The sequence below is a fragment of the Bradyrhizobium sp. Ken01 genome (genome assembly GCF_055807355.1).
The window spans coordinates 45,013-70,848 of record NZ_JBVVPC010000042.1; the positions used below are offsets into that span (position 1 = coordinate 45,013).

Annotated in this window: 17 protein-coding genes and 3 pseudogenes; 14 read left to right on the forward strand and 6 right to left on the reverse strand. The window is 58.2% G+C overall.

Annotated features, from left to right (window positions below; genetic code table 11):
- Nucleotides 1-879 precede the first annotated feature (879 nt).
- From AC0L3S_RS30480 to AC0L3S_RS30520, 9 genes are all read left to right on the forward strand, one after another.
- Entirely contained in the window at nucleotides 880-1,083 is a 204-nt protein-coding gene (locus AC0L3S_RS30480) for a hypothetical protein (protein WP_204513560.1), read from the forward strand.
- A gap of 115 nt (nucleotides 1,084-1,198) precedes the next feature.
- Complete coding sequence (locus AC0L3S_RS30485) at nucleotides 1,199-1,918, forward strand: MerR family transcriptional regulator (RefSeq protein ID WP_259219154.1); 720 nt, start codon at nucleotides 1,199-1,201, stop codon at nucleotides 1,916-1,918.
- 647 nt (nucleotides 1,919-2,565) lie between these two features.
- Nucleotides 2,566-3,678, forward strand: coding sequence for a branched-chain amino acid ABC transporter substrate-binding protein (locus AC0L3S_RS30490; RefSeq protein WP_204513558.1), 1,113 nt, complete (start codon nucleotides 2,566-2,568; stop codon nucleotides 3,676-3,678).
- Nucleotides 3,679-4,352: 674 nt separating this feature from the next.
- Nucleotides 4,353-5,429 (forward strand): histidinol-phosphate transaminase, encoded by a 1,077-nt coding sequence (hisC, locus tag AC0L3S_RS30495; protein WP_259219359.1) that lies wholly within the window; start codon nucleotides 4,353-4,355, stop codon nucleotides 5,427-5,429.
- A 214-nt stretch (nucleotides 5,430-5,643) separates the two neighbouring features.
- Nucleotides 5,644-6,672 (forward strand): LLM class flavin-dependent oxidoreductase, encoded by a 1,029-nt coding sequence (locus tag AC0L3S_RS30500; protein ID WP_259219153.1) that lies wholly within the window; start codon nucleotides 5,644-5,646, stop codon nucleotides 6,670-6,672.
- 1,239 nt (nucleotides 6,673-7,911) lie between these two features.
- Nucleotides 7,912-8,235 (forward strand): hypothetical protein, encoded by a 324-nt coding sequence (locus AC0L3S_RS30505; RefSeq protein WP_259219152.1) that lies wholly within the window; start codon nucleotides 7,912-7,914, stop codon nucleotides 8,233-8,235.
- 1,304 nt (nucleotides 8,236-9,539) lie between these two features.
- Nucleotides 9,540-9,854, forward strand: coding sequence for a hypothetical protein (locus AC0L3S_RS30510; protein WP_259219151.1), 315 nt, complete (start codon nucleotides 9,540-9,542; stop codon nucleotides 9,852-9,854).
- Nucleotides 9,855-10,645: 791 nt separating this feature from the next.
- A complete protein-coding gene (locus AC0L3S_RS30515) occupies nucleotides 10,646-10,810 on the forward strand; it encodes a hypothetical protein (protein ID WP_259219150.1) in 165 nt (54 codons plus the stop codon).
- A gap of 885 nt (nucleotides 10,811-11,695) precedes the next feature.
- Nucleotides 11,696-12,514, forward strand: coding sequence for a transglycosylase domain-containing protein (locus AC0L3S_RS30520; protein ID WP_259219149.1), 819 nt, complete (start codon nucleotides 11,696-11,698; stop codon nucleotides 12,512-12,514).
- Between the two features lie 663 nt (nucleotides 12,515-13,177).
- Here AC0L3S_RS30520 and AC0L3S_RS30525 read toward each other — a convergent pair.
- The 3 genes from AC0L3S_RS30525 to AC0L3S_RS30535 form a co-directional block, all read right to left on the reverse strand.
- Nucleotides 13,178-13,387, reverse strand: a complete 210-nt coding sequence (locus AC0L3S_RS30525) for a helix-turn-helix domain-containing protein (RefSeq protein ID WP_374762389.1) — start codon at nucleotides 13,385-13,387, stop codon at nucleotides 13,178-13,180.
- A gap of 499 nt (nucleotides 13,388-13,886) precedes the next feature.
- A complete protein-coding gene (locus tag AC0L3S_RS30530) occupies nucleotides 13,887-14,846 on the reverse strand; it encodes a D-2-hydroxyacid dehydrogenase (RefSeq protein WP_259219148.1) in 960 nt (319 codons plus the stop codon).
- A 465-nt stretch (nucleotides 14,847-15,311) separates the two neighbouring features.
- The gene (locus AC0L3S_RS30535; RefSeq protein WP_259219147.1) at nucleotides 15,312-15,563 is read right to left on the reverse strand and encodes a hypothetical protein; all 252 of its coding nucleotides are present in this window, start codon (nucleotides 15,561-15,563) and stop codon (nucleotides 15,312-15,314) included.
- A gap of 452 nt (nucleotides 15,564-16,015) precedes the next feature.
- Here AC0L3S_RS30535 and AC0L3S_RS30540 point away from each other — a divergent pair, with 452 nt between their 5' ends.
- The 5 genes and pseudogenes from AC0L3S_RS30540 to AC0L3S_RS30560 all read left to right on the forward strand — a co-directional run.
- On the forward strand, nucleotides 16,016-16,354 hold the full coding sequence (locus AC0L3S_RS30540) for a hypothetical protein (protein WP_310473299.1): 339 nt from the start codon (nucleotides 16,016-16,018) through the stop codon (nucleotides 16,352-16,354).
- A 1,761-nt stretch (nucleotides 16,355-18,115) separates the two neighbouring features.
- Nucleotides 18,116-19,306: a pyridoxal phosphate-dependent aminotransferase gene (locus AC0L3S_RS30545; RefSeq protein ID WP_259219146.1), complete on the forward strand. Its 1,191-nt coding sequence runs from the start codon at nucleotides 18,116-18,118 to the stop codon at nucleotides 19,304-19,306.
- A 401-nt stretch (nucleotides 19,307-19,707) separates the two neighbouring features.
- A complete protein-coding gene (locus tag AC0L3S_RS30550) occupies nucleotides 19,708-20,304 on the forward strand; it encodes a hypothetical protein (protein WP_259219145.1) in 597 nt (198 codons plus the stop codon).
- A 779-nt stretch (nucleotides 20,305-21,083) separates the two neighbouring features.
- Nucleotides 21,084-21,329 carry an ATP-binding protein gene (locus tag AC0L3S_RS30555; RefSeq protein ID WP_259219144.1) on the forward strand — a complete coding sequence of 82 codons (246 nt, stop codon included), beginning with the start codon at nucleotides 21,084-21,086 and terminating at the stop codon, nucleotides 21,327-21,329.
- A gap of 907 nt (nucleotides 21,330-22,236) precedes the next feature.
- A pseudogene (locus AC0L3S_RS30560) lies at nucleotides 22,237-22,556 on the forward strand (ATP-binding protein); the annotation flags it as partial.
- An 83-nt stretch (nucleotides 22,557-22,639) separates the two neighbouring features.
- On the opposite strand, the gene AC0L3S_RS30565 reads toward AC0L3S_RS30560, so the two are convergent.
- From AC0L3S_RS30565 to AC0L3S_RS30575, 3 genes and pseudogenes are all read right to left on the reverse strand, one after another.
- The gene (locus tag AC0L3S_RS30565; protein ID WP_259219143.1) at nucleotides 22,640-23,917 is read right to left on the reverse strand and encodes an aminotransferase class I/II-fold pyridoxal phosphate-dependent enzyme; all 1,278 of its coding nucleotides are present in this window, start codon (nucleotides 23,915-23,917) and stop codon (nucleotides 22,640-22,642) included.
- A gap of 1,168 nt (nucleotides 23,918-25,085) precedes the next feature.
- Nucleotides 25,086-25,166 (reverse strand): annotated as a pseudogene (locus AC0L3S_RS30570) (TIGR00701 family protein); the annotation flags it as partial.
- Between the two features lie 151 nt (nucleotides 25,167-25,317).
- A pseudogene (locus tag AC0L3S_RS30575) lies at nucleotides 25,318-25,836 on the reverse strand (MmgE/PrpD family protein); the annotation flags it as partial.

Genomic DNA, 25,836 nt, shown 5'->3' on the forward strand with positions numbered 1-25,836 from the left:
CGAGTGCATTGCATCTCCCGACGCTGTCCGATGTACGCGCTCAGCGACACTGATCCGGCGCACGCCTAAATATGCAAGTTATTGCTGCACGAGTTATGTCAGGTGTTTGCGCGAGCGCGTGGCGCCTGGGGCGCCCTAGACGCGTTTGAGTGCCGCCACATGCAACGGATATGGCAGGATCGTTCGAGACCCGGTCCTTAATTGCGAGCAACGTTTTGCCAGACGCTTGAGGTGCACCTGCGTTGAGATGATGCCTTCAGGAATGGCTTGACCTCGCCTTCCGTCATACTCCCGACGTTCACGGCGGCGGACCTGCGCCGTTGAAGAGCAGCCGTCATTCTTCCGGCACTCAAAACCTGGGCAGCGATCACGCGAGCAACGCCTTTGAGCCCACAGTGCCACAACAGGACTAGCGGACGATCGAAAAAGCTGTTAGGCGCCAAGCCCGCCACCGCGCCACGACTGGTGGTGCGACTGATCCGCGATGATCAACCCAATCAACCGCACCGCGCGCCGAGGTGATAGACGTCACGGCAAGGATTGCGACTGAAAGAGAGCCATCCGATGAGATCAGTGCTGTGTCTGGGTTCGCCGTTTCGGGAGGCAGTGTCTCAGCGGGCTGTCACGCACATGCTTTCGCTTTCCTGATGATCAGGCCGCAGAATAGCCACCGCTGCTGCAGGATCAGGAGACATTGCACACTTTGGGTTAGCGCACTGTCGGGCAGAGGAAGCAAACGCCATGTTGCACAACGGCATCACGTGGACGCACCTGTCACATTCTTTCACGCACGTCGCCGCTCCGTCTCCTTTTTGCCCCACCACAGCCAAACGGCTTCGTCACGTGCGGCGCGAGTGCAATCACCAAAGGAGGTTTCTGTTGGAAACGCCGAGCGGAGTCTACGATCCGGATGATCTCGCGAGCTTGGGAAGGCTGTTCGATCAAGCGATCGCGTCTTTACCGTCATGCATGCGAACCAGCGAGAATCGCGTGGCGATCGCCAGACTGGTGATGCAACGCGCGGCGAGGGACGAATTGGCGTCGCTCGCGCACTTGATGCTTGCACTTGTCTCGGCCGCTTGAGCACCGGCATGCACTCTAACCTTCTGGGGCCTGCAGCAAGAGACGCGTCATCTAGATCATTGAAATAACTTGATTCTCACGTGACGTCAGGTTGTAGGCTTGCAAATTGAGGATCATGACAAACGCCATACCACGACGGCGCCGATGGCGCATTGGAGAACTTGCAGAGGCGACCGGTGTAACCGTACGCACTCTGCATCATTACGAACATACCGGGTTATTGACGGTGTCGGAACGTACCTGTGGCGGTCACCGCATGTACGATCGGGAAAGCCTACAACGCGTCTCCCAGATTCGCGCTCTACGTGAGCTCGGCTTCTCGCTTCCTGAGATCCGCAAGGCGATCGAGGGGCGGACATCTCTCACGGACCTGTTGCGAAACCATCTGGAGCGGATTGAGCTTCAAGTCGCGCGCGCGACATTATTGCGGGATCGATTGCGCACTATGACGACGCAAGGTGAGACAGAAGTCAGTGTCGACGAGCTGCCGGCGACGCTAGATGCCATGTCGCGGATTGAGGAGCGTACCCCCTCTGCCATCTGCACGTGCGCCTCTAACGCTAGCCGCGAAGATCGGTGGCGAAAGATCCGGGACGAGCTGCGAAGCTGCATGGACCAGCGTGAGCCTCCGTGCTGCGAGCGGGCAAATGCAATCGCGCGTCAGGCCCGTTCGCTGCTGACTGAGATCGCAGGAGTTGATTCGACTGTCTCGATGATACTTAAGGTGCTAACGCGATTGACCGAACCACACAATCTCGCCGGCTGGGATGCGAGCCTCATGCGATACCTCGATCTCGCCCTCGCCGCGCTGGAGGACCAGCTGGGAAAGAGTTGAGCGCACCCGTTGCGACGCCCTATTACTGAAATGTCTCTAAACCGGATGAGGTGATGGTGATCCTGTCTGACCGCGGATGGTTTGTCCCTAGCAGTCGCCTCGGACTCTGCGTTGTCGGTTGGGTCTTTCACTCTGTCGATCTTGGCAATCAACCCCAACGAGCACGCTTCGAAGTACTTGATTCGTACGTAGCGTCACATTGTACCTTCTAAAGCATCGACGCAGCGACGGGGCGACAGACAGAGCGCCGGTTAAACGAGGGAGACTCCAATGATCGGCATTAGTTTCGGAAGTTCTCGGTGAGAGTTCTCGACGAGAACAAGTCGATGGATGGTCGTACGCGCCTTCCAAGCGCCTCCTCGGCACACGCCTGTCGAGCACGGGAGACTGGCGAATCTACCGGGTATCAGCAGAATGTTCGATATTGGTCCTGTCAGCCCCTAGACGACCGCTTCTCCTGACCAGTGTCGGAACGTCTGCTCGTCCGTGCCCGCCCGAAGCTTATGGCCTAACCTGACAACAACCTGAGCCTATTCGTACGCAACCTGAGTTCGATCCAAACATCATTGCGCCAGATTGTTGGCCGCCGCGTCATACCAGAATGGCGAAGCAGACCAAGTCGTCTCGCGAGACAACGGGAGTCATATATGACGATCCTTCGCATTCACAGGCTTGCAGCTGCCGCGCTCCTTTCCGTGGCCCTGAGCTCGAGCGCCAGGGCAAAAGATGTTTACATTGCCATAGCGGGTCCGATGACGGGAAGCACTGCGGCGCTCGGCGCGCAGATACGCGATGGAGCGGCCGCAGCTGTGGATTCGATAAATGCTTCGGGTCTGCTGCCTGACACAAGGCTCATATTGAGAATCGCCGACGACGCATGCGATCCCAAGCAGGCTGTCGCTGTTGCCAATCGCCTGACAACTGACGGAATCAAGCTCGTCGTTGGTCACTTCTGTTCATCTTCGTCGATTCCGGCTTCAGACATATACGCCGAAGCCGAGGTAATTCAGATTTCACCTGGGTCCACCAATCCCCGTCTGACAGAGCGTGGCCTAACGACCCTGTTTCGGATTTGCGGCCGCGATGACCAGCAAGGCAGAGTTGCCGCCGAATACATCGCGCGGCATCACCAAGGTGCAAAGCTCGCAGTCCTCGACGACAAGAGCACAGCAGGCAGGGGTATCGCCGATATCGTTGAATCGCGCCTTCGTGCAGCCGGCGAGCATCCTGTTCGACAAAGCTACGTTGCAGGCGAGAAGGATTATACCGCTCTCGTTTCGCGACTGAAGCGAGAGGGAATCCAGCTCGTCTATATCGGCGGCTATTACAACGAGATCGGCCTGATCGTGCGTCAAGCCGCGGAGGCGGGCGCACGTCTGACCGTGATCGCCAACGATCCGCTGATGACAACCGACTTTTGGGCCATTGCCGGCGAGGCCGCGAACGGCACGCTCTTTACCTTTATGCCGGACCCGACGAAGAATGCTGCAGGCGCAGCTGCTGTCGCCAAGCTCAAGGGTTCGAGCCTAACCGCCGCAGGTTACACGCTCTACGCTTATGCCGCGGTTCAAGCATGGGCCGACTCCGTCAAACGGGCCGGCACCTTCGATGCTATGCGGGTCGCTGCGGCCCTCCGCTCCGAGTCAATCGACACGGCTATTGGCACTGTTAGATTCGACTCCAAGGGAGACAATGCCGCTCCTGGCTTCATCGTTTACCGCTGGCGCGACAATACCGTCGAAGCGGTCGAGCAGAACTGACCGCCCGTGCCAACACCGTACGAAGCGTTCGAATGATGAACCATCCTCGATATATCGATTACGCGCTCCTCACGTGCCTCGCAATCGCCGCAGTCGCAGCATTTCTCACCCTCGCAGCAATGCTATCACAGCTATCGTGCGCGCTCGCAGGGCCGCCCGAAGAGTACGTTCCCATTCGTCTAGTGCCACTGCAGTGAGCATCACATCCACATTCGTAAGGCCGACGAAGACCGGTGTCTTCTTCCAGCCAGTGAAATTGATGCCCGCCTCGCTCTCGGGAGTGAGCTGTCAGGACCTCTTTAGAACGAACGTACGTCGTGAAACGATGTCAGTCACGCGCAGTCCGTCTGCGGATTGCGCGAGTTCGAGCCAATCGTTAGCTGCGCTGTTCGGTCGAGGGACGTGGCCTTCCATCCCTTTCCTGGAAGCAGGTATTGGCTCGGAAAACGCCGTGCGACGCCTGATCCGTGCTGATCGCTTTCGGACCTTGAGACGGAGTCTGATCCGGTACGGCCCTTAGAGCCAAGTCCGCCTCCCAACACTCACATTCACGCGAGCCTCGCGCTTCTCGGGTCCGAACAAAGCGCCCGCACCCACGTAGGCTCGCCGAACGCCCTCAACTACTCTCGTGGACAAAAAGGGGAGACACCACTTTGGATGCAAAGTTGCAGACTATGCTTTCCGCGCTCTCACCGGTGGCTCGGGAATTGAATGCTCTACCGTCCGGGCGGCCCACCACCGACAACAATTGCGTGAAACTAAACACGAACGAGAACCCCTTTCCTTTGCCAGGCGTCGTGATGCGAAGCGCAATTGCAGCTCTCGAGCTGCAATACCGCTATCCAGAAGACGACAATGTCAGCTTGAGGCAAGCGGCCGCAGCTGCCTATGGCATTGCAACTGATCGCGTGATGGCTGGCAATGGATCGTCTGAACTGCTCAGCCTCATTTACAGAGCCTTTCTTGCTCCGGGCGACGAGGTCGCAATGATGTCGCCGGGTTTTTCCTTCAATCGCAAGCTTGCCATGTTGCAAGGGGCCCGTTTCATTGAAATTCCCTGGTCTGAACCGGACTGCTTGCCGATGGACGAGCTGCTTTTCGGTTCGGCTAAACATGCCAAGTTCATTCTGCTGGCCAATCCGAACAATCCGACCGGGACCTTTGTTCCGCTCGCCGAGATCGAACGCCTCGTTACACGATCTGACCGATTGATCGTACTGGACGAAGCTTACGTCGATTTCGCACCTGAGGACGGCCTACGCCTCGTTGAGCAACATTCGAATCTTGTGGTCCTGCGCACATTTTCCAAGAGTTATTCCGCCGCTGGCATCCGCGTCGGATTCGGTTTCGGCCATCCCGAGCTGATCGGGAGGCTTCGCAACATCCAGAATGTCTTCAATATGAATGTGGTCGCTCACGCCGTGGGGATGAGCGTCCTTGCGCATCGCGACGCATATGAGGAGAACCATCGCCACGTCAGGCTCGAGCGCCAGCGCGTAACCGCCGCCCTCACTGAATTTGGGTTCTCTGTAACGCCTTCGCACGCGAACTTCCTCCTCGCCCGTGTGCCGGTAGGCCAGGGTGGCAGATGGTGGCAGGCGGCGTTGCAAGACCAGAGAGTCCTTGTTGCCTTCTTTCCGGATGCCGGCCTGGAAGAGTGCATTCGGGTTAGCATCGGTACAAAGCGTCAGATGGATGCGTTTCTTGCGGCCGTCGGCAGCATTCTTAGGAAAGTGGGATGTCGTGGCTAGTGGTCCCTTCCACTCATCTCACAGATCTCCGTCGTAATCGATCCGGACCCACACATGATGCAGCTTCGCGACGCAGCCCTGAGTCAGTTTTTCTCCAGTCGCCGCATTACGCCCTTTGTGAACGGCTTCGCAATAATACAGCGCATTGCCAGCGAGCGCCTCTTGCACTCCCGACCCGGCGGACTCCGGTCGTGTCTAAATAGGAGATAACTGAGTGAGAAACGTTGTTCCCTCAAACCTGACCTGCGGCATCTTTGATCATCTTGACGAAGACGGCCGCGATATCACCCGGCAGTACGCTGACCGCCTTACCCTAGCGGAGGCCTACGACCGGCTCGGTTTCTATGCCTATCATCTGGCGGAGCATCATTGCACTCCGCATGGACTGGGTCCGTCGCCGAATTTATTTCTGTCAAGCGTAATACAACGCACACGGCGACTTCGCGTCGGTCCTTTGGTCATGCTGCTCAACCTCTATCACCCGCTGCGTGCATTCGAGGAGATCTGCATGTTGGATCACCTGAGCGGCGGCAGGGTTGAGGTCGGCCTTGGTCGCGGCTCTCTGCCGATCGAACTGAGCTATTTTGGCATTGGAGCCGATGTCGCCTCGAGCCGTTACGAGGAAGCTTCTCAAATCTTCGTTGGCGCGATGAATGGCGGCCCGCTCACATACGAAGGGCAGCATTTTGCGCTGAGCGACGTCCCTTTGACGCTATCACCACACCAGCATCCTTGCCCCCCGACGTGGATTGCGACAAATCGGCCAGATTCAGCCCGCTGGGCTGCGACAATTGGCGCCAATCTCGCGTGCATGGGCCCCTCTTCTGCCGTTCGCAAGATAACCGATGTCTATCGCGCTAATCGAGAGGCGAAGGGTGTTGCCAGCGGCGCAGCATCATTTCTCGCATTGCTCCGCATGGTCGTAGTTTCCGGCTCTGAAGCAGTCGCCCGCTCCCTCGCGGCGCCAGCCTACGAAACATGGCTCAAGAGCTTTAAGTTCCTGTACGACCTCAATGACATCCCGCCTCCGTCCAACCTGCCCCTGACATTGGATGCCGCAATTGAGAGTGAACTGTGCGTTGTCGGCACGCGCGCTTCGGTGCGCCAAACTCTTCTCGATCATGTGGAAGAAGCAGGCGCCAACTATCTCCTTTGTCAGGTCGCCTTCGGATCTCTGTCACTGGATGCCTGCCTCAACACAGCAACTGCAATTCACTCCGAGCTCATAGCGGCCGAGCACTGATGGTGACCCCAACTACGATTCCATAGGTTCGCTCTTGACCTAGCAACAAATGGCAACACCAAGGCCGATGAGTCCCGCAGCTGGATGCATCGTTCAGGCCACTCTTACGGTTCAAGTGTCTTTGACGCGCATGAGATCCTTTCAACTACATCACCAGACAGGGACGCTTAACGGCAGTAAACGGCCTGACTCTCATGTTCGTACGTTGGCATTGCCCCAACAGCGGCTCGCTTGGACAGGTGAGTTAGCTCACGCCGATCCCGCTTTAGCGCGCCAGTTCGCTGATCGCGTTCGACACGAATCCAAGGTGTGGCTTATCGCCAGAGCGAGCCGCTCGTGACGCGGTCCCGGCAGCGCTCCGACCAGACGGAGGAGATCGCGCGTAAACTTGAGCTCGTGCTCGCGGAGTTGGCTTCGCTGCGCATTCTGCTGGCTGCGCACGGCATTAGCACCCCTCCACTTCTGCATACGGACTACCTCTCTGTTCAACGGTTCGCAGCGATGAACCACATAAGCCCCGAAGCTGTGCTCTCTCGGATTCGCCGCGGCAAGTTGCGCGCGGAGAAGCGCGGTGGCCGCTGGTGGGTGAAATGCACGATTTGCACAGCATAGCCGTGCAGTGATGAGAAGAGTAAGAGAGACGGAATCCGAGATACGGATCCGGCACAAGGAAACGGCATGTGCGTTTAAGCAGCCGATGGAGAGGCAACAATCGATCGAGCTCAAGGTAGCGCGCGACCGACACACCATCGCGCCAGATCGGGAGGCTCGATCTCGATGCACTCATGCAATCACAAGCGCGCGGGCGCGCCGAGCGGCGGGAGATCGAATGACCACCTTTGCGTGACCGGGTTCAGTCACTCAATTTCGCCTGGTTAACAGAGCGATCCCAGTGAACAAGCGGAGCAGCATAGAGCCTGGCGGGAGACGTCCAACTCCGATGCGCGCTGGCCGCATTGTGGTAATCAGAACCAGCCTCGATGTCGGTCTTGGAGGTGAGCCCGCGCATGCGCCCCAATGCGGCCCGGGGAGCAGGGGAAAATAAATGCCCTTGCTCGCAAATCGCACGGTTTGCGGGCACCCCTGAGCAGGCGGCGTCACACGCCCGCGAGGCGTAGCAGGACAATTGTATCCCAGTCATCGCGTTTCAGCGGGCGGCTGGCGCGACGGTGCCAAGCGGAGGCACATCTCATTTCGCTGGGATGGTCGCGAGAATATGGGCGGAGAAGGAGATGGTCCATGATGTCGCCAAGACTGATGACAGTCCTCGGGTCGTTGGTAGCAGCCGAGCGCATGTTTTGGAAACTGCGAGAATTGATCGATGGCGACAGCTTGATCTTACCTGATGTTCGAGAGACGCTTCATGTAATGCTAGACGCGAAGCTTGTTTTTGCAAAGCATAAGATTATGAGCGACGCGCGCGCCGCGATCGACGCGACTCCTGATTTGTCGCAGGCGGTCCGCGACCGAGCATACAGGTCGCTCGATTTTGCAACGAAAATGTTCATGACCAGCGAACCGCGCCGCACTCAGGATCCTCTTGGCGGAGATCTCAGAGGATGAATGCGGTATCCCTTGCACTGCGATGCGCGACCGCCTGCGGCTGCCCGACGCAAATAGTCCAGGCGTCGTAACAGCACGCCGACTGCGCAGTGAGATCTCTAGTCTCGTCCACGTTTACAGTTCCGACGGAAGGTCTTCTCCGTTGCGGCCCGGGGCGATGGGGCAATGCCGCCGGCAGAATCGAAGATCTCTGACAACCACAGTATCAGCACTAACGAACGGCGCTTCCTGCAACGATTACGGCGTGGGCTGTTCCGCGCATCGACAGGATGTGCCGGGCTCGCCCACACTGCTGCTGCAGGCCACCTCGAGTGAGAATGCATTTTGGTTGGAGTGGGACTTGAATCGGACGTTGCGTCACGTTGTAGGAACGAGGGAGAAGCCGCCTAGCGGCGGCCAACTAGTCGACCACCGATGGCGGCGGTGTGACGTACCACAGTAAAGCATCCTCTGGTTTACACATCGATATGACAACAGCACTCCTTTTCTCACTATCATCTTCTTCGGCGGCTTTGGATTGGGCTACGCTGCGCGCAGCTGGCGTTCTCGCAAACGGCGTGAACGCGCCCGGTTCTATGGTGCTCACTTTCATTCCGGAACTTCTGCTCCGCCGCCGCTCCGAGTTCCCGCACGCCGCGGTTTCCAACGCTGCATTCGGCCCTGCTCAAACAAGGAAACTGCCGATCCGCCAGGCGAGTGCGAACGCCCCTCCATCGCCAGTTTTTCAGTGCAGACTCGCACGGCAGAGCAAAGGCACGCGCGCTCACGTGGAAACAGTCTCAAGAGCACGTGGAACGTGAGATTGATAGCCGATTTGACTCGCGACTTCTGCGCAGAAGATCGCGCGTCGGCCATTCCCCGATCATCGGGATCGGCGGCGGAGAATTCGCAACCGGTCCCGGCGTGACAACGCACATCTGTGTGTTCTTCGCATATGCGGAAGCTACTGCCCAACCGGATCCAATCAGCGCCGGCGCGAACCGCGGAGAAGATATGTTTGGCGCTCGCTTAAACTGAATGCCGCGACGAGCACGATTGCGGCAGCGCCGACAAGGAGTCCCGTTCACTCTCCTTCGGCATCTACAGCGCCTCGATGCTTGCCCTCCGCACTGGACGAGAAGAGGGCCCCCAGAACCCTTGCAATGACTTCGACTTTCATCTCGCGTGCAACGCTGCGATGGCCGTGACGGATGCCTTTTGGCCGGGCTCGCTTCACTGAACTCGCCTACCTAACCTGAGAGGTTTCGAAGGTGAGGCTTCCTTTGTAAAACTCGATCCGCGATAGACAGTACAGCGGATGCATCATGAAGCGTGACGAACGCCTCGTCGAAGTCCTTGAGAATAGAGCGTGTTTTGATGATGAGGCATGGGAGGTTTGGGCACAGTGCCTTTCACCCACTGAGCGGCTGTCGTATATTCGCAAGCATCGCTCTTACTTTCGGTTTGCAGATTACGAAGAAGTAATAGCTGTTGTACGCGGTCGGCGCTTCACCGGTTGCTCATCGCAACTCCTTCGATGGCGTCACAAGATACGAGCGACGATGTTGCAAAGCGCTTTGCTCTTCTGCATTGCAGTCTGGCTGGGCATCATCTGGCTTGCGCTGTCCTTTATCCGCTGACATCAGCAGCCCACTTTTCGTCCGCATGAAGGCTAGCTGTGCCCGCATGCGACCAAGCATTGGGGCGCAGTGGAGATGACCTGAAACGTCCGACACTTTGCGCAGCGTTCGGTTCGAACATTGCTTTACGCGCAACTGGTTCGAAGCTGGTACAGCAATTCACGCGGACGTTGTTTAGATGCACGAGGGGCGGGGCACTCCAGGCGTGAGGACAGAAATGAACAAATTGTTGCTCGCGTGAGTATTGTAGCGCTTGACGCGGTGGCTCCCGCATTCGGCGCTGATCTGCCTGCGCAGGCCGTCCAGCGTCTATAGACCAAGCCTCCGCAGGCCGTCACGGCTGCGATCTACGAATAGAGCAGCTACTATATCGGAATGGACGCTGGCTTCGACTCAAGCTCGAACTGCCGGGATGACCTTGGCGGGCCGGTTAGAACCTGATCCGCAAAGATCCTCACAGGTCCATAGACCCTGTCGCAAATCAAAGCATCATCGCCGGCCTTGCTGGAAAGCGCGGGCCCGACTGCTGAGCGACATCATTCCCGACAGCGCTTCTGAAGTCAGTCATCGGATTTCACGCATTTTCTGGTGAGCCAGCGCTGGTCCCTGACTGGAGCAAGGGCTGGGCCAGATTCGCAGGCTGCGGATTTAACCCACAATCATCGATTGTGTGAGCAGGCGCAGACTTGTCCGGCAACAGAAGGCCCACTTCCGCAAATCGCGGCGGAGGATTAACTTCCGGCCGATCTTGATGGCAGACTGACAAGCCCCGTTATTAGGAGCTTCGCGGGATGGCTCTTCGTTTCCAGATTCCTATGAACGCTCTCAATCGGCTGCAATCTCAAACTTTTCAGTTGGACGGCGGTCATGGCTTTCCGCAGTTTAGCGGCGATTACGGCAGTGACGCCGGAGTTATGCAGCTTCTCTGGCGCAACGGACATATGCAAGCACGCTAGGCCGTGTGCTCCCTAGTTACAAAACCGAGCACCTGATTTAATCGAGGGCTGGTCTCCTGACAGAGTGTCCCGCGTGATCCCGATCGGTGATCCCCCTCAAGACCCCTTAAACGGACTTGAATCACACCTAGCGTCAGGTTGTACCAACTATCAGTTCGATTCGCCGCAGAGTCATTGCCTGCCTGCACCATGATTCCTACACAGCACATTTGCGCTCTGTGAGCCGCGCCGGAGGTGGATATTTCCCGATGATGGCATTCGTGGTTTTCGCTCTGATCCTTGTCGCCGGCTCTTGCGCCGGCTACGCCGTCCACAGCTGGCGTCGTCGAAGGCGCCGAGAGTGTGCGCGGCTTTACATCGCGTCTGCCAACTCCGTTGCTCTTGCGAGACTGCCATTCAAAGTCCCCGGATTGCCGAGCATTCATATACCCAAACCGATAACTTCAGCCGTGATGCCGATTGGTGACGCTCGCTCGAGCAACCCGCGTGCTGGCAACCAGTATCGGATGTTGCAGACTCAAGGTCTCGAGAATAGCGCGTGAGAGCTGAATGATTAAGGGCCCGCGGTCCCCTCCTACCTGCGGGATTGGTGACCTCATGGCCTCGGGAAGGTGCAGCTGACGCGCGATTGGTAACGGTTACTTTGCGTCGTAGTGGCAGCGTCTCGCGCGTCCAGAATTGCTGGGGGCTCCCCCAAACCCTTTCTTCACCGCGCTGTCACTGGAAGAGGAAAACGGAGTGCCATGTCGACAGCGGGACGCCTTTCCGACACGAACTCCAGATAGATGAAAGAAGCAGGTGAGTCAGATGATGCCGCGAAGCAGGACGTCCGCGATCCAAGACCGTATAGTGGGCAGAGCCAGTCGTATCCGTCCAATTGCCGCTATGCTTACAGAGCTGATGCGGGGCGCGCGGCTTGTTGGCCGATCGTTACGTTGGGGAATCGTCGAGCCGCTTTCGGAAGCTCTAACATTTGGGGTCGTCGGCCTGATACTGTCATTTATCGTGGCGATCCCGGCTTTTCGTGAAACCGCGAGTCGGGATCGGGGCGACGGCTTTGATCGCACAGTCTTTCCGGCAGAATGCCGGACGAGTCCGACCAGCGCTTGCGCGACACATAACACGATTGCACTGAAAGAGCTTCCGGAGGTCTTAATCAAGGCGACGCTTGCAACCCAGGATCATCGCTTCTACAGCCATTTCGGTATCGGTCTTGCCGCTATCGCCCGTTCGCTCCATGCCAGGCCAGAGACAGAGGGCGTACACCCGCCGATTAGCCAGCAGGTTGCGAGAATGCTATTCCCGTCAAATGGACGAACTTTCGAGGACAGGATTCACGAGAGACTTATCGCTATTTGGCTCGAATTTCGACTCACGAAGGATCAAATTCTACAGATCTATTTAAACCGTGTGCGGATTGGAGCCGGCATATTCGGCGTCAGCGATGCGGCACGGCTCTATTTCCAAAAACGGGTTCAGGATATCGACCTTAGCGAAGCGGCCATGCTTGCTGGCCTGGTAAATGTGCCGCCCGATCAAGTTTCGCACATTGCTGTTTGGACTGCGCGTCAGCGTGCAACGCTGGTTCTCGAAAAGCTCGTCGAGACCGGATTCATGACTGATGACCAGGTGTTTGGCGCAAAGCACTATCCGGCACGCCTGATATACAACCCCGAGGAGGCCCCACTGAAGAGTCCAAAGTGAGGTTATTTAGCTGGGCGCGTTCAAAGCGCACGTCGGCCGTTGTGGCTTCAACAAACGTATAAACCTTCGCCGCATCACTAGCCCGGTCAGGAGTTAAAGGACGGTTGGATCGCGTTTGCATCTCTCAACACACCCGAGCTCCCACACGAAAGGTTTGCTGCGCTGTATACCAGGATAATCTGGCGCATTTTTTGATCAGGGATCAGATCCCACCCGGGGCGATGCCGCGGACGATATCCGCCAGTTATGCCCCTGGGCCGATGCGGCTCATCTTTGGCGGTCACGTTCAGCGCTGTACGGCCGCCACACGCTGTTGGCCGCGATCGGAGTCGCAGAGCATCGGGCTTTTCGCCCAACAGCAATTCCTCGCAAGGGCATGTTTGCCACGAACGTCCCCAACGGGTTCGTGCCGAAGGCCCATTCGTTGATGTCTGCGACCATCGCGGGCTGCGTTCGCGGGCAGCTTCACCGCCTTCGAGCCCGCGGCTGAATCTAATCGCAGGCATCCAAGTGGAGGGCCGCGATGAAGTGGAGCAATCTCGTCCCAGGAGCGCCGCTTCGGTCGCGCAAGTCGCTATTTCGTAGCGGGATCGGAATGTAACGGAGTCGTTCTAGGACCTGACGCTGGGCGTCGCTTTGATCGAAGCAGCGCCCGGCCACAGTTCAAATAAGCTCGAGGCGGCGCGCCTTTATAACACACTGGATTCGGCTGGTCACTTCCAGCTTTCTCATCGCATTCTTAAGATGAAAATTGACCGTATTCTCACTAACTTTCAATATCATCCCGATTTCCCAGGATGATTTTCCCTCCTCTACCCACCGCAAGCACTCTTTTTCTCGCGCGGACAGCACCACGTCTTGCACATCGACCATGTGTTCCTCCTGAGCCGAGAACGACTTGGGAAGGAGATCAGCAAATGCCGTACCACGCGACGCGCTCGCACATTTTTCCTACCAACACGGGATTTTAGAAAGTACCGATCAGCCTGGGAAGGTGCCGATTGCGGTAAGCGTTGTGGACGCGACATACGTCGTAAATGCTACAGCAATGGTTACGACATCGGCAAGACTTTGATATTGGCGTCAGCAGGTCCGCGACCCAAGAGTTTTGTCGTCATGGCCCCTTGAAATGGACCCCGATTTTGGGACCAGAGGCTAAGTTGGAAAAGGGCCGCTCCGTTTGATAGACGGACGGCGTGATGACGAAGAAAGACACGGCGGAAGGACGGTGGCAGACTTGGCGCAGCGCTACGAGGTGCATCCGAACCAGATCTATGCGTGGGTGGGCCAGCCGAGGGGTGCCAGACCCAGTTTGAGCTGGTTCGATCATCTCGTAGCGCTTGGCCTATCGGCTGTGAGTGACCTACCTCCCTCAATAGCCGCGTCCGAGATCCACAAGATTCCTCAGCGCCTGTCCCTTCAGGAATCGTTCGATATTATCTGCGATAATCGGGAAAACCCGCTCCGTATAGTTCGTCGGAACTCCCGACACGTGGGGCGTGATAATGACGTTTGGCATATCCCAAAGCGGACTGTCTTGCGGCAGCGGTTCTCGCTCGAACACATCGAGCATCGCACCAGCGATTGCACCAGCGCGGAGAGCCCTAATCAGGTCAGTCTCGACGACGACATTTCCGCGGGCGATATTTATCAAGAAGGCCTCGCGACGCATGCGCGAGATCTCGGCTGCGCCGATGATGCCAACCGTCTCCGGCGTCGCCGGCACGGCCAGGACGACGAAATCGCAGAGCGGCAGCAAGTCCCGAAGCTCATCAGAACCGAACAATTGGTCTACACCTTCGGTCGGGAGGGAAATATTTCTTCGCGAACCGACTACGGTCATTCCCGCGCTCTTTGCGCGCCGGGCAATTGTTGCCCCGATCGAGCCCAGCCCGACAACGCCGAGCGTTTTGTCGGCTAGTGGCGCTACAATCGAGGGTTTCCATTTGCGCTCCGCCTGCTCACGTAGAAGCCTACGTACATCCCAATGCAGCATCGCCACGCCGAACATCACGTAATCCGCAATTATGTCGCCCTGAATACCGCGCGCATTCGTTACGCTGATATGAGCGACCCTGTGGCGGATGGGAAGTATCGAATCGATACCGGTCCAAGTGCATTGGAACCAACGCAGTTTCTTAGCCTGGTCCAGGACCTCAACGGGGAAACGAGAGGCAAGCAGCGCGTCCGCCTCCCCTATGTGTCGCTCTAACAGATCGAGGTCCGGCGCCACGATCGCGCGGACCTGCGGAAAGCGCTCTCCTATAAGTTGGACAAACGAATCGGCGGCAGAGTCGTTGACGACTATGGTAAGCGCTGGGCCTTCGGCCATGTTTTCTCTCCTAGATCAAGAGTTTGAACGAACGTGAAGCCCTTCGCCGCAGGTGCGCGGCGTGTTACTTATCTTCATGGACGCCAGTGTACAAAAACGCATAACTCGGCACCCTACGGGTCGTACGGACGAGTCGGAACGGCAGTGCCGAGTTGATTTCAGTCGAAACATTGAGCAGCTTCGACCTGGTTGAACTTTCTTCATTCTGAGCGGAGCTTAAAAGGCCCTCTGACGAGGATCGACCCTCCGAATTCTTTTGAGGCTGGAGCCGAGGAAGCGATCGCATATGAAACCGGGAGCGTTCAGCAACCGTCATTTAGTACCTTTCCCTCTTGTCGCTGCGAGAGGGGAACTAAACACCTAGCCGGCGCTGCGAGCTCGACTCTCTCAAAGCTCCTCTGCGTGGCCGTCAGCGGATCTTTCCAGCGCTAGGATGGTCGCGGGAGATAGACCATTGAGGCCCAATTACGCACCGGTGCCAAGCGCATCTTCGCCACGCATTAGGCCTTTCATAGTCAAGACGATTTTCCAGCTTGGGACGATGGGCGAGGCTATCATCTTCCATCTCATGTGGCCATTCATGCTCGATTGAAGACCCTGATGTTGAGAAGTAAACAAAAATGAGCCGCGATCCAATGGGCGCAGCAAGTGACTGTTTTTCTCGTCAAGAAAGGCGCGCATCAGATACTGACAGCGTGGCACGCCGATTGCTTCCATGAGACGGCGTCGCCGAGCGGTGGGGATCGTTTCAGAACTCGTCGATGAATCTTGTCAGATTGACTCGTATTGGCAGTTTGCGGTTGGTAGCGCAGAGCGGCGAAGTTAAGTCGTGATTGCTACAAACTTCAGGAGTCCGGAAAAGATGGTTGCGCGGTTCCGGCTCCCCTCACGTCGGCGATCGGCTCGTTGGCGCAACTGCACGATGACCTTGAACCTCATGAACGACTCAAGCCACCGGGCCGTTGCAACGTTGGTGAAAGATGTGGTCCTATGCTGGCGATTGTGATCCGCATCACCTTGCCCATTGAATCCACATTCTATGAACAGCTATTTAGCGCGATAAGGCAGCAGGCATTTTGAGGCGTAGCATTCTTGAGAAGCTACAGTTTGGATCGGGAGGGTGCCGGCTGAGGAACATACGGTTTGAAGATCATCGAAGGACAATGGACATGGAGCTCGTCGAACTTCCTTCATGCAGCCCCGAAGGAACGGTCGTCTTTGTTGGTAGGAACCGCCGTGGCAACTGGGTTGCCCGCGAACAGAGCGGGATTTTTGGTGGTCTGTTTGTGAGTCGCGCTCAAGCGCTCAGATACGCGCTGCTCGAGAATGGTCATTGTTCACAGACCATCTTCGAGGTGTCGCGCGAGATCGAACTCGATATTCCCGCCAATACGCAGCTTGCCTGCCCCAACGCGCGACGTGATCCGTCTGCGCAATTCCTACAGTGGAGTGGTCGTGCTTTTGCACAGTCCCAAGGCTCTGTGATCATCACGGCAGCGAGGCGCTGAGGTCGATCTTCCCCGCTAAGAGAATGTAGATTTGGTCGAGGCTACACGCGCTTCACACGCGAGGCGTGGACTACCAAAACAGAAGAAGTGACCATTCACGAACCGGCCTCTAGACTTCGCGCCTGAGTATCAGAGATCGGATAGGCGTCGACCGCTGGTCACTTGTGGCCCTTGGGAGAAACTCGCGGGTGCGGTTGAGGGTTTGGGTTCAGCTGGACAAGTCTGACGCGCGCTGGCGGCAAGCAATTTGCATTGCGTGCTGCATCGGCCAAAACTGTCTCCGAGAGTGGCCTTAATTGAGGAGGTCTCTACTAGTGCGATCGGCGAGCCAGAGCTTGCCCGGTGGGGATGTTTTTCAGTCATGGCGATCGTCTCATTCATCTGTACGGCGCTACTGCAAGCCGTCGGCGCCTCGCAGGAGGAGGCGCAAGCTGTGATTACCGGCTGTGTGAATGCCAACCTGACCAGCCACGACTGTCATGCCGTCACCGCAATTTCGGCCTATATCGAGTCGCTCAAGATGCCGGGCGTGCATTGGACCACCGCAAAGGAATCCTCGACCACCGCTGTCGCGGCCTACACCGTATTCTGGAAGCCATGTGGGACGGCCCGCCGCGTATCCCTTGATAGCCGCAAGCGCGGGCACGATCGGCCTCGCGGCTGCCGATGCCGCTCACCTTATTATGTTGCGCCGTTCGGCGGACGGGAGGCGCGGCTCGGCACAAACCTGGTCTCGATTGAGTATCCTTTCAAATCTCGAGGCTCCGTTTTTTGCTCGATATGGCGACCTCGGCCTGGCGATGGGGCGCGGAGAGAAATTCCCAAAGCCGGATCATCGATGGCGAGGGAAGGCCCACCACGGACCCGCGCGACTACCGCAACCTGTTGCTGCCGCTCGGCAGAAGTTAAGGGTACAACGCACGGGGCTCGCCGCGATTATCGAAATGCTCTGCAGGTGTTCACCAGCCCTGGCTTCGGACGCGAGCCGCCGAGCAGCCATTACATAGTAGTTGCTTCATGGCCGTCTTAGATGTGGCAGGGTTCCTGCCCACTTGATCAATTTCGAAAATGTCATCGAATTCGCGATGTGACGGCTCCTCTGGTACATTCTAACCTGGTGACAGCATTGAAATGCGACAAGGGGAGACTGCGCGTTTGTGCGCGATTACGGAGTTGCCAGTGAACTCAATTCGGCTCGACACGGCGGTTCGTCCGACGTCACTCGACGCAGATCCCCGAAGCTGCAGGCTCATGGCGGCGTACACATCGGACGATGGATCGATGACGACGAACCAGATTACCCATATGCTTAAGGCGCCTAGATCGTCCGGTGGCACGAGTTGCCGCCCGGGTCGTGGTCGCACATCATGAATACGACATCAGCTGCGCGAAGATGGATGGCCTGTTGTCATTCTGGCCAAAGTGCTCGATGTGGGAATATCTCCTGTGCGTAGGCGCCCCTTCTACTACCTGTTCATGCGCTTGGCTGGCGCTTACCAAGGCATTACGGATGTGTTGAACATCTGTGCGATGAAAGGACAGGCGGCGCGAAAGGCTTGCAGGATGGCGACGTTCGATTACGGAGAGAAATATCGGAACATTCGCAGCGAGCGGCGGTCGCGTATCATCGTACCAAGTTCAACGTCAGCGAGATTGCTCCACTCGAACGCTGGAGGCTGCTGCGGGCGGTTCGCATGGCGCCCTTGGAATCCGACGACCGCATAGATCTCTCTACTTTTAGCTCCGTGAAGGAATCTCACCATGCGTTACGCTTCCCGAATCCACCAGATGATCGGCAAGGCGTCGGCTGCCTGGGACGTGCATTTTATGGCTGCGGAAAAGCGCGCCCGCGGGGAACGGGTCATTCTGTTGACGGTTGGCGACACCGATTTTCCTAGTCCTGAGCCGGCTATTACCGCTGTGCATGATAGCCTCGCATCCGGAAGGACCCATTACGGCCCCTGTGCGGGCGGCCGGGCCGTCCGCGAGGCGATTGCGCGGCATCATGCCAAGAAGACCGGGCAAACGATCGATGCAGATCAGGTGGTTGTCACCATAGGTGCGCAGAACGCCCTGCTCAGTGCCGCCCTGTGTCTTCTGGAGCCGCGCGACCAGGTGTTGGTGCCCGAACCGATGTATCTGACTTACCCCGGCACCATTGCGGCTACTGGCGCCGAGATCGTCAGCATCCGCTCGCCGGCGAGCAACCAGTTCCATCCACTGATCACCGATATGGAAGTGGCTATGGGACCGCGCACTCGCGCGATCTTTCTGGCAACGCCCAATAACCCCACCGGCGCGGTGTATACGAAAGAGGAACTGTCGGCCATAGCGGCTCTGTGCCGCAATCACGATCTCTGGCTGGTTTCGGACGAGGTCTATAGCGACTTCGTCTACGACGGAGAATATGTCTCACCTTCTGTTCTTCCCGGCATGGCGGAGCGCACGATCACAATCCGCAGCCTTTCCAAATCCCATGCGATGGCCGGTTGGCGGCTCGGCTGGTTGATCGGCCCGCAGGAATTAGCAAATCATGCTGGTCAAGTGGCCATCTGCTCGACCTACGGCGTTCCCACGTTTTTGCAGGACGCGGCAATCGTGGTGCTGGAGCAGCTTCCGCACGGCATGCCCGAGGTGCAGGCTGCCTATCGCCGCCGCCGTGATCGGCTTTGCCGCTGGATGGAATCCGTTCCCCTCCTGTGCTGCCACCCGCCGGAAGGCGGCATGTTCGTGATGTTGGATGTACGTCCTACCGGTCTGTCGGCACATGAGTTCGCCAAGGGACTGCTCCTCGAGGAGGGTGTGGCGATCTTACCCGCTGATGGCTTTGGAGAGAGCGCCACTGGCCATTTACGAATCAATCTGGGCGCGACCGACGCGGAAATCGACGAAGCGGCGCTGCGCCTGTCCCGCTACGCCGAGCGTGTCGTCCGGCGTCGGGCCATCACCTGAACGACGGCGTCTACCAAATGCGCGGACTGGAGCATCGGCGCGAGAGTCCGTCGCCGGTCTTTGCAGCACTGCCGACAGTATGGCAGCGTGCAGGTTGTGATCGAAATTCCTCTGGCTATGACCGATCAAGTTCGATTTTCCGTCACGACCCAAGTTCGAGCTGCGTCGCGCGGCTCCGCATGGACCTACTTACCCAACTGATCTCTTCTGCGATGGCCTCATCCCAGCTGGGTTTGAAGGGACGGAGACCGCAGTTGCAATAGCCCTCCGAGAACAGAGCGAATTTCGCACGGCAAAATCCCAGAGAGTGCGTCGAAATCGTTGATGCATCCTCAGCTGAACCCTGCCGCTCCGGCGTCACGAGGAATTGCCCCCTCCCTGGATAGCGGAGGAGAGTGCGAATGAACGATGAACAAATCATGGAAAGCTCGTTGTGGACTAATCCACGGCGGCAGCCGATGAAGACGCCGGATGACGTGCGTGGCGGAGATGTTGCGCCTGCGTGCGGGTTGGGTCTGAAGCGGATTGCGCGACAGTCGAGCCCCAGTCATCACATGGTGAAGGGCTACATGGCGATGGGCAGGGTGAAACCTTCAAGTCACCTGAACGCTCGAAGCGGCTCGATGGCCTTGAAGGCTGACAGCGCGATAGTTCATTGGCACCGCGGCAATGGGGATGTGGTGCGCCACGAGCTGTTGACCGACGGCGTGGCTGTCAGCCGGCGAGCGCTGCAACGCGCCGTGCAGCCCTATCGCCAGGCGCTGAGGGCCAAACCGTGGGCGACGACGCGGTTCGCCATGCCCGGCGGCTACAGATCGACTTCGGGAACGTCTGGTCGAGCTCGGCGGCGTGAACATCAAAGTATTCGTATTCGTTGCGACGCTCCGATATGCGCGGGGCTGCATGTCCGCGCGCTCCGGGCCGAGAAGCGAGAGCACTGGTGCCAAGACTGGAGAGTGCATTCACGACCTTCGGAGGTGTGCCGGAGAAAGTGCTGATGGACAATCCACACGCTCGAGGCGCGCCCCGACGCGGTGAGCCGGTCGGTTCAGTTTAACGAGAACCTCATCGCGTTCGCGAAGCACTGTGGCTTCGTCCTCGCGCCTGCAGACCGTATCAGGTGCGCACGAAGGGCAATACGGAGAATGGCCCCGGCTACGTGAAGATGAACGCGGTCGCCGAGTATTTCTTTTGCGAGCTGGGAGGCATTCGAGCCGCATCTCGCCGAATGTGAGCGAGAGTGGCGAACGAGCGTATCCACGGCACAACCGGCGAGGCGCCATCGTCGCTTTGCGCGTGACGAGGCACATCAGTTGAAGCGGCTCGGCAGGCAGCCGCCGTTCGAATCCTTGCGCGAACTGCCCGCGTTATCGGCAACCATTGCGCCGTCGAGATCGGCACGAACAGCTACTCGGTGCATGACTGCTGATCGGCGAGCGCGTGGCGGTGACGGTTGTGGCCGGCGAGGTGCACCGCCATGGCATGCAGGTTGCGATCCACAAGCTATCTGAAGGTCGCCGGGCTGCGGATCGTCGATTTCCGCCCACCTCGATGCGTTTGCCGGTTGCAGTGGCGTGGTCTGCCGACCGGAAATCGCGACGACAGTGTTGGTGCCTTCTCAACTGTCCGAGTTGTTGCGCCTCTTGTCGAATACGAAACAGTGATCGTAGGGAGCTTGTGAGAGCGCGCGCAAAGAAGGTAACCGAAGCACCGACGGTCGGCGCGAGGCCCTGCAGGCGCGATTGCAGCTGTCGGGCATCCGTCCCTGGTCGACGAGATGGCGCACGCGAACCTATTGACGCGGGAGACGCTGATCCTGCTGTGCCAGCGCGAGATCGCGCCCAAGGATCATCGCTGCATCGAGATGGCGCTGAAGCTCGCACACGTCCCGGCCGTGAAGGAGCTCGCGGGCTTCGACTTCGAGGCGCAGCCCTCGATCGATCCGAAGCAGATCCGCGAGCGGCTGCAATCGTCCGATGACCTCCGCGCTGATTGCGCAATCCAGGCGCAGGCCGCCGAATGAGATGCATGGGTCTTCGCCCTAGTTAATTTGGCTACCCGAGCAATGATAGCGCCGACCGGGGTTGCGTGCCGCTATAAGCAGGTGAAGTTTACGACCGCGGTGCCCGCAACGAAGGAGCCCTGCAAGAGGGGCCTCGCGGACCGTACCACGAATCATGAAGTTCTTTCCATTGGCGTTATCGGTAATCAAGCGCTGATTACTCTCGAACTCCGCCCACGTAATGTAGCCCTCATCTTGCGGCCGGCCTCGATCGTAACCCGACTGCCCGAGCGCCCAAAGACGTAGGCGCCAGCAAAGGTGGGATTGGTCAGGATGTGGTAGATCGTACTGAGACCGGAAACGCGCGAGGTGGCGGCCCTCTTGGCCATGGCTGACCGCGGGCAAAGTGATGTCCTCCTCGTCCATGTCGCGTGTCTCGGCCGCGCTGCGGTGTGCACTTCGGCCAGAAGCTCCTTGAAGAGCTACAGCATCTCCTGGTGGACTTCGATTGGAAGGCTGCTGTGTAGGAGGGCTCTCGAAAAGATCCTCCTGCCGACGTGATGCGTCCGCCATGACAGCCTCCTCGCGAACGGAACGCTTCCCTGGAAGAGGAAGAGCGCACCGGCAAGAACGCGTATCTCCAACCGACAACCCACCGGAAGCCGCGGGTCAGCCATCATTCGAAAGGACGCGGCGGCGCAAGCCGCCATCCATGCCGGCAGAAGCGCTAACGAGGCATCAGGTTGTCTGACAACAAAATGCATCTCGCCCCGAGCCGCTTGCGGGCGACACAACGACTGACGCTCCGCATTGCGGATGGAATGGATAGAGGATCTCACCTTGATCTCAGAGACCCGGGCGTTATGACGCTGGTCCGGCGGGCGTCGGTCACCGCAGCGACGACGCTGGTCGCCGGCCTCGCCAAAGCGACGACCTCGGCTACCCGCCGCCGGAGCCCGAGGCGGCCCATCTGTTCTTCCGGCTGATCAGCCGCCGCTACGAACCCGGCGCCATGCTATGACGTCGAACCGCAGCATTGCCGAATGGAGCACCGCGATCCTCGACCGGCTCTTGCCCGACAGCCACGTGCTAACCATCCACGACGACATCGTCCGGCTCCGCGCCATGCGAAGGAGCGGCCTCATCAAGCCGTCCGTGGAAGTCCTCTTGCACCGTCTTGCGCCGGAACCGAACCAGTATGAGCGCGTATCTCACCGGATGCGTTCCGTCGGGCGGCTTGATGGTTAACAACCTTCCATCTTGCCCGCCAGCAGCCGGCGACACCGTGAAATATTTGGCTGCTCCATGAATTTCCTCCGCTGAACAAAACATCACCTCAGAGGGTAAGGCTTTCCGGTCTTTTCGGTTACCTCTTTCAAGATGCACTCGCACAGCCGCTCTATGTCGCGGAGTTCATGCTGCGCCGTAATGCACACACGAATCCCGGTCTTTCCTTGAGATAGGGTTGGCAGCAACGTCATCGAGGTACAGAATCCGTCATCGAGAAGCCCTCTGGCGATCGCAACCGCACTGGCCGCCGATCCGACCGCAATCACTCTGATCGGAAGTGAATTTCCGTGCTGCGCGGTAGCAAGACGGCGGTCAAACAGATCGACGCGTTGCGCCAAACGCCTCTGCAGTTGGCCGAGTTCTTCCGAACGATGAATTCTGCAGGACCCAAGGGTGGCCCCAATCGCCGCCAGATTGGGAGCCGCCGAAAACGCATGGGGAATCGAGTTCCGTCGAAACAGCGACTCCTGCTCGGCCGTTCCAAGCATCAAAATTCCGCCCGATGCGCCGAATCCCTTGGCCAGCGAGGCTGCTATCACCGTTCGCTCGCTGAGTGCTTGCGGAAACCGAGAGCGAGCAAATCCTTCGCCGTGGACTCCCAAGGTTGATATGCCATGAGAATCGTCAATATAGAGAAAGAGCCCGTAACGTTCTTGGAGCTGACATAGTTCCTTGATCGGCGCACTTCCCCCCGATGGGTAAACACCGTTACACACATAAGCGACTACCGGATGTTCGCGGCATAAACGTTCGAGAGCGTCCATGTCGTTGTGCATGATCGTTTCCACGCGCGTTTCATCAGCTATTACCGGCTTATGATACGCGAGCGACATGTGTGCAGAGCGATCGAATACGACGACGGGCTTCCTGCCGGACGTCAATCCGCCTGAAGCAAGGATCGGCATCGCGCCCAGATTAGCGAGCATGCCGCTGGAAAACGCGAGCACGCGCGCGCAGAAGATCTCCGATAAGGTCTCTTCAAGCTCTCCCAGAAAATTGAATTCGACCCGCGTTCGGTCGCAGGACCAATCCAATGATCGCTGCGCCTGCATCAGCTCAATCGCGCCAGCGACAACCAAGGGGTGATTATGGAGGCCCAAGTAGGAGCATCGCACAAAATCTACTGCCTGCCTACGACCGCCAAGCAGACCGTCGGCCCGAGCACTGGTGGGGGCGGTCATTGAAAATGCATGGGCGAGCATAAGGCCGTCCATGTGCGCGGAATGAAGATGTGGTAGGCTCTCGTGAATCTCGTACGCGGCGTTCCGAAGGTTCTCAGTCGCGCAACCATAATCTGATGTAGAGATCCGCGGTTGCATTTCATTCTCCGCTGCTTGCTAAGGACTTGCGACCGATCGCTCAGCTCTGCGCGCGCGAAAGACAGGCTAAGCGACATCGACCGAACTGGATATCCTGCACACATTTGCAGCAGCTCGATTCGACCCATAGTTTACGTACCAAACTACTGACTAGGTGGTTTGGGTAGCTACCTATTCAAATAGGGGTCTCACAGACTGATTTGCGGTCGACCGTTCGAAAACGGCTTGAACTCGCGTGCGAGGCGGCCGCTGCGCGCGGTAACAGCAGTCTTGCCGTCAATGCGGGCACGGCTGATACGCGCAGTGAGACGCACGACCGCCCGCGCGCGCGTTAGCGATAACGACAGCACTGGACACTCAACAGTTCCGGTTGCGGCGAATACCACGTGTGCAGCAGCGACTATCTCTTAGAAGGCAGTCGGACGTCACACTACATGTGACATAGCGGATGTACACTTGCGGCGCAGCCGGCTTGCCAAATAGGACGCCTGAATTGCGCCGAATGGTCAAGAACAGAGAAGGGTCGGAGAGATGCAATACGCGAACTTGGCTCAGCCAATCAGTCGCGCGGCGGCCCAGGTAGCATGCTGAGCCATTATCGTGAGTGCGGTAAGCCGAATGATTGATAGGGTGATCGGCTGTCTACATCTAGTGTGATCTTCGATGATCAGTTCTCCTCCGAAACGTTCGACTTCGACATGGACATTTTTTAGGGCCTGAGTGCGCATGCCAGATCCGCCGGACGCGTGCTGTAGGAGGTTCTTGCCGCCCCGGCTATACTGCGCACACCAATGGATCACGTTTGACGGTCTCGCCTCCGGAATCATGTGTACAGTCCGCTTGATGGCCGGAGCCGCTCGACGGCCGCTTTACACGGTTCAACAGCTCGTCCAGGGCGTTGGCAACAAAGCGATGGGGCCAAGCGGCGGGCGGTCAGCAGGCCCTTGTCTACCGCCATAGCAATCGCCTGCGCCCTCAGCACATCACTCGCCACCAGTGCGATCCGTACTATCCAAACCACCTTCTACGGCGTGTTTCGGCCCCGGACCAGCCGCTTCCAACCCTCACGCTCGGCCGCACCGACCGCATCTGCTCGACTTCTCATCTTTTCATCGGTGCAGCTCGCACCTTCACGCCGATCTGTGAATCTTCTGTCGGTGGCGAAACACAAGGAACGTTCCATCACCTTGAAGGTTTCAGACTGTTTTGAGCCGACCTCGGCCTCGCAGTGATAAGCAAACAGCCCCGGGCTGACCGTCGTCATGCATCATGGTGTAGTTCAAGGATGCGTTTGAACTTTTCCGCATTGAGCAGCTTGAGAGGCACTTGTGAGTGGCGGCCGAGGTACACTCGCGGGCAAACGGCCTACTGCTAGCGCTCCGTTCGGGACGCCCCCGAGTTCAACTCGATCGCAGGAGGGCAGCCAGAAGCGGCAGAAAACCTGCGGCTTCAAGGCCGCCGATTGCTGCGAGAATCTGTTCCTGCCACCGCGGATGAATGTTCTGCTTAGCGATGTTCCTGAATTTCTCCACGACTTGTTCGACGGATAACGGATTTGCGACATCTCCGAGGGGATGGCGCACGATCGCTTCTTCCGGTCCTTTGCCCTGATCGAGTACAACGCGCGCCGGCGTTCCGGCTGGAAATGCCGAAGCAAAATCAGACGATGGCTCTAGCTCAATGCGCGCGGCCAAGGCAAGCACGCGTGTGTCAGTCAGGCTCTCCAGCCGAACAGGCTGAAGAGCCTCTCGCCCGTACAACGCGGCCAGTGCGCAACCGAAATAGAAGCTGTACTGCGCCCCCTCCAAGCTGCTCGGGGCGCGTTCATTTGCAAGGCGCATCGCTTGGTCGAACGTCTCGATGCGTAGCTTCCGGATCTCGTCCCCTTGCCGACGCATGGAAAGGATCGCGTCGATAGC

Bases quoted from the DNA above. Each gene is read 5' to 3' on its own strand.
- AC0L3S_RS30485 (WP_259219154.1), top strand. From the start codon at position 1,199: ATGACAAACGCCATACCACGACGGCGCCGATGGCGCATTGGAGAACTT.
- AC0L3S_RS30490 (WP_204513558.1), top strand. From the start codon at position 2,566: ATGACGATCCTTCGCATTCACAGGCTTGCAGCTGCCGCGCTCCTTTCC.
- hisC (WP_259219359.1), top strand. From the start codon at position 4,353: ATGCTTTCCGCGCTCTCACCGGTGGCTCGGGAATTGAATGCTCTACCG.
- AC0L3S_RS30505 (WP_259219152.1), top strand. From the start codon at position 7,912: ATGATGTCGCCAAGACTGATGACAGTCCTCGGGTCGTTGGTAGCAGCC.
- AC0L3S_RS30510 (WP_259219151.1), top strand. From the start codon at position 9,540: ATGAAGCGTGACGAACGCCTCGTCGAAGTCCTTGAGAATAGAGCGTGT.
- AC0L3S_RS30515 (WP_259219150.1), top strand. From the start codon at position 10,646: ATGGCTCTTCGTTTCCAGATTCCTATGAACGCTCTCAATCGGCTGCAA.
- AC0L3S_RS30520 (WP_259219149.1), top strand. From the start codon at position 11,696: ATGCTTACAGAGCTGATGCGGGGCGCGCGGCTTGTTGGCCGATCGTTA.
- AC0L3S_RS30525 (WP_374762389.1), bottom strand. From the start codon at position 13,387: ATGGTCGATGTGCAAGACGTGGTGCTGTCCGCGCGAGAAAAAGAGTGC.
- AC0L3S_RS30530 (WP_259219148.1), bottom strand. From the start codon at position 14,846: ATGGCCGAAGGCCCAGCGCTTACCATAGTCGTCAACGACTCTGCCGCC.
- AC0L3S_RS30535 (WP_259219147.1), bottom strand. From the start codon at position 15,563: ATGGAAGCAATCGGCGTGCCACGCTGTCAGTATCTGATGCGCGCCTTT.
- AC0L3S_RS30540 (WP_310473299.1), top strand. From the start codon at position 16,016: ATGGAGCTCGTCGAACTTCCTTCATGCAGCCCCGAAGGAACGGTCGTC.
- AC0L3S_RS30545 (WP_259219146.1), top strand. From the start codon at position 18,116: ATGCGTTACGCTTCCCGAATCCACCAGATGATCGGCAAGGCGTCGGCT.
- AC0L3S_RS30550 (WP_259219145.1), top strand. From the start codon at position 19,708: ATGAACGATGAACAAATCATGGAAAGCTCGTTGTGGACTAATCCACGG.
- AC0L3S_RS30555 (WP_259219144.1), top strand. From the start codon at position 21,084: ATGGCGCACGCGAACCTATTGACGCGGGAGACGCTGATCCTGCTGTGC.
- AC0L3S_RS30565 (WP_259219143.1), bottom strand. From the start codon at position 23,917: ATGCAACCGCGGATCTCTACATCAGATTATGGTTGCGCGACTGAGAAC.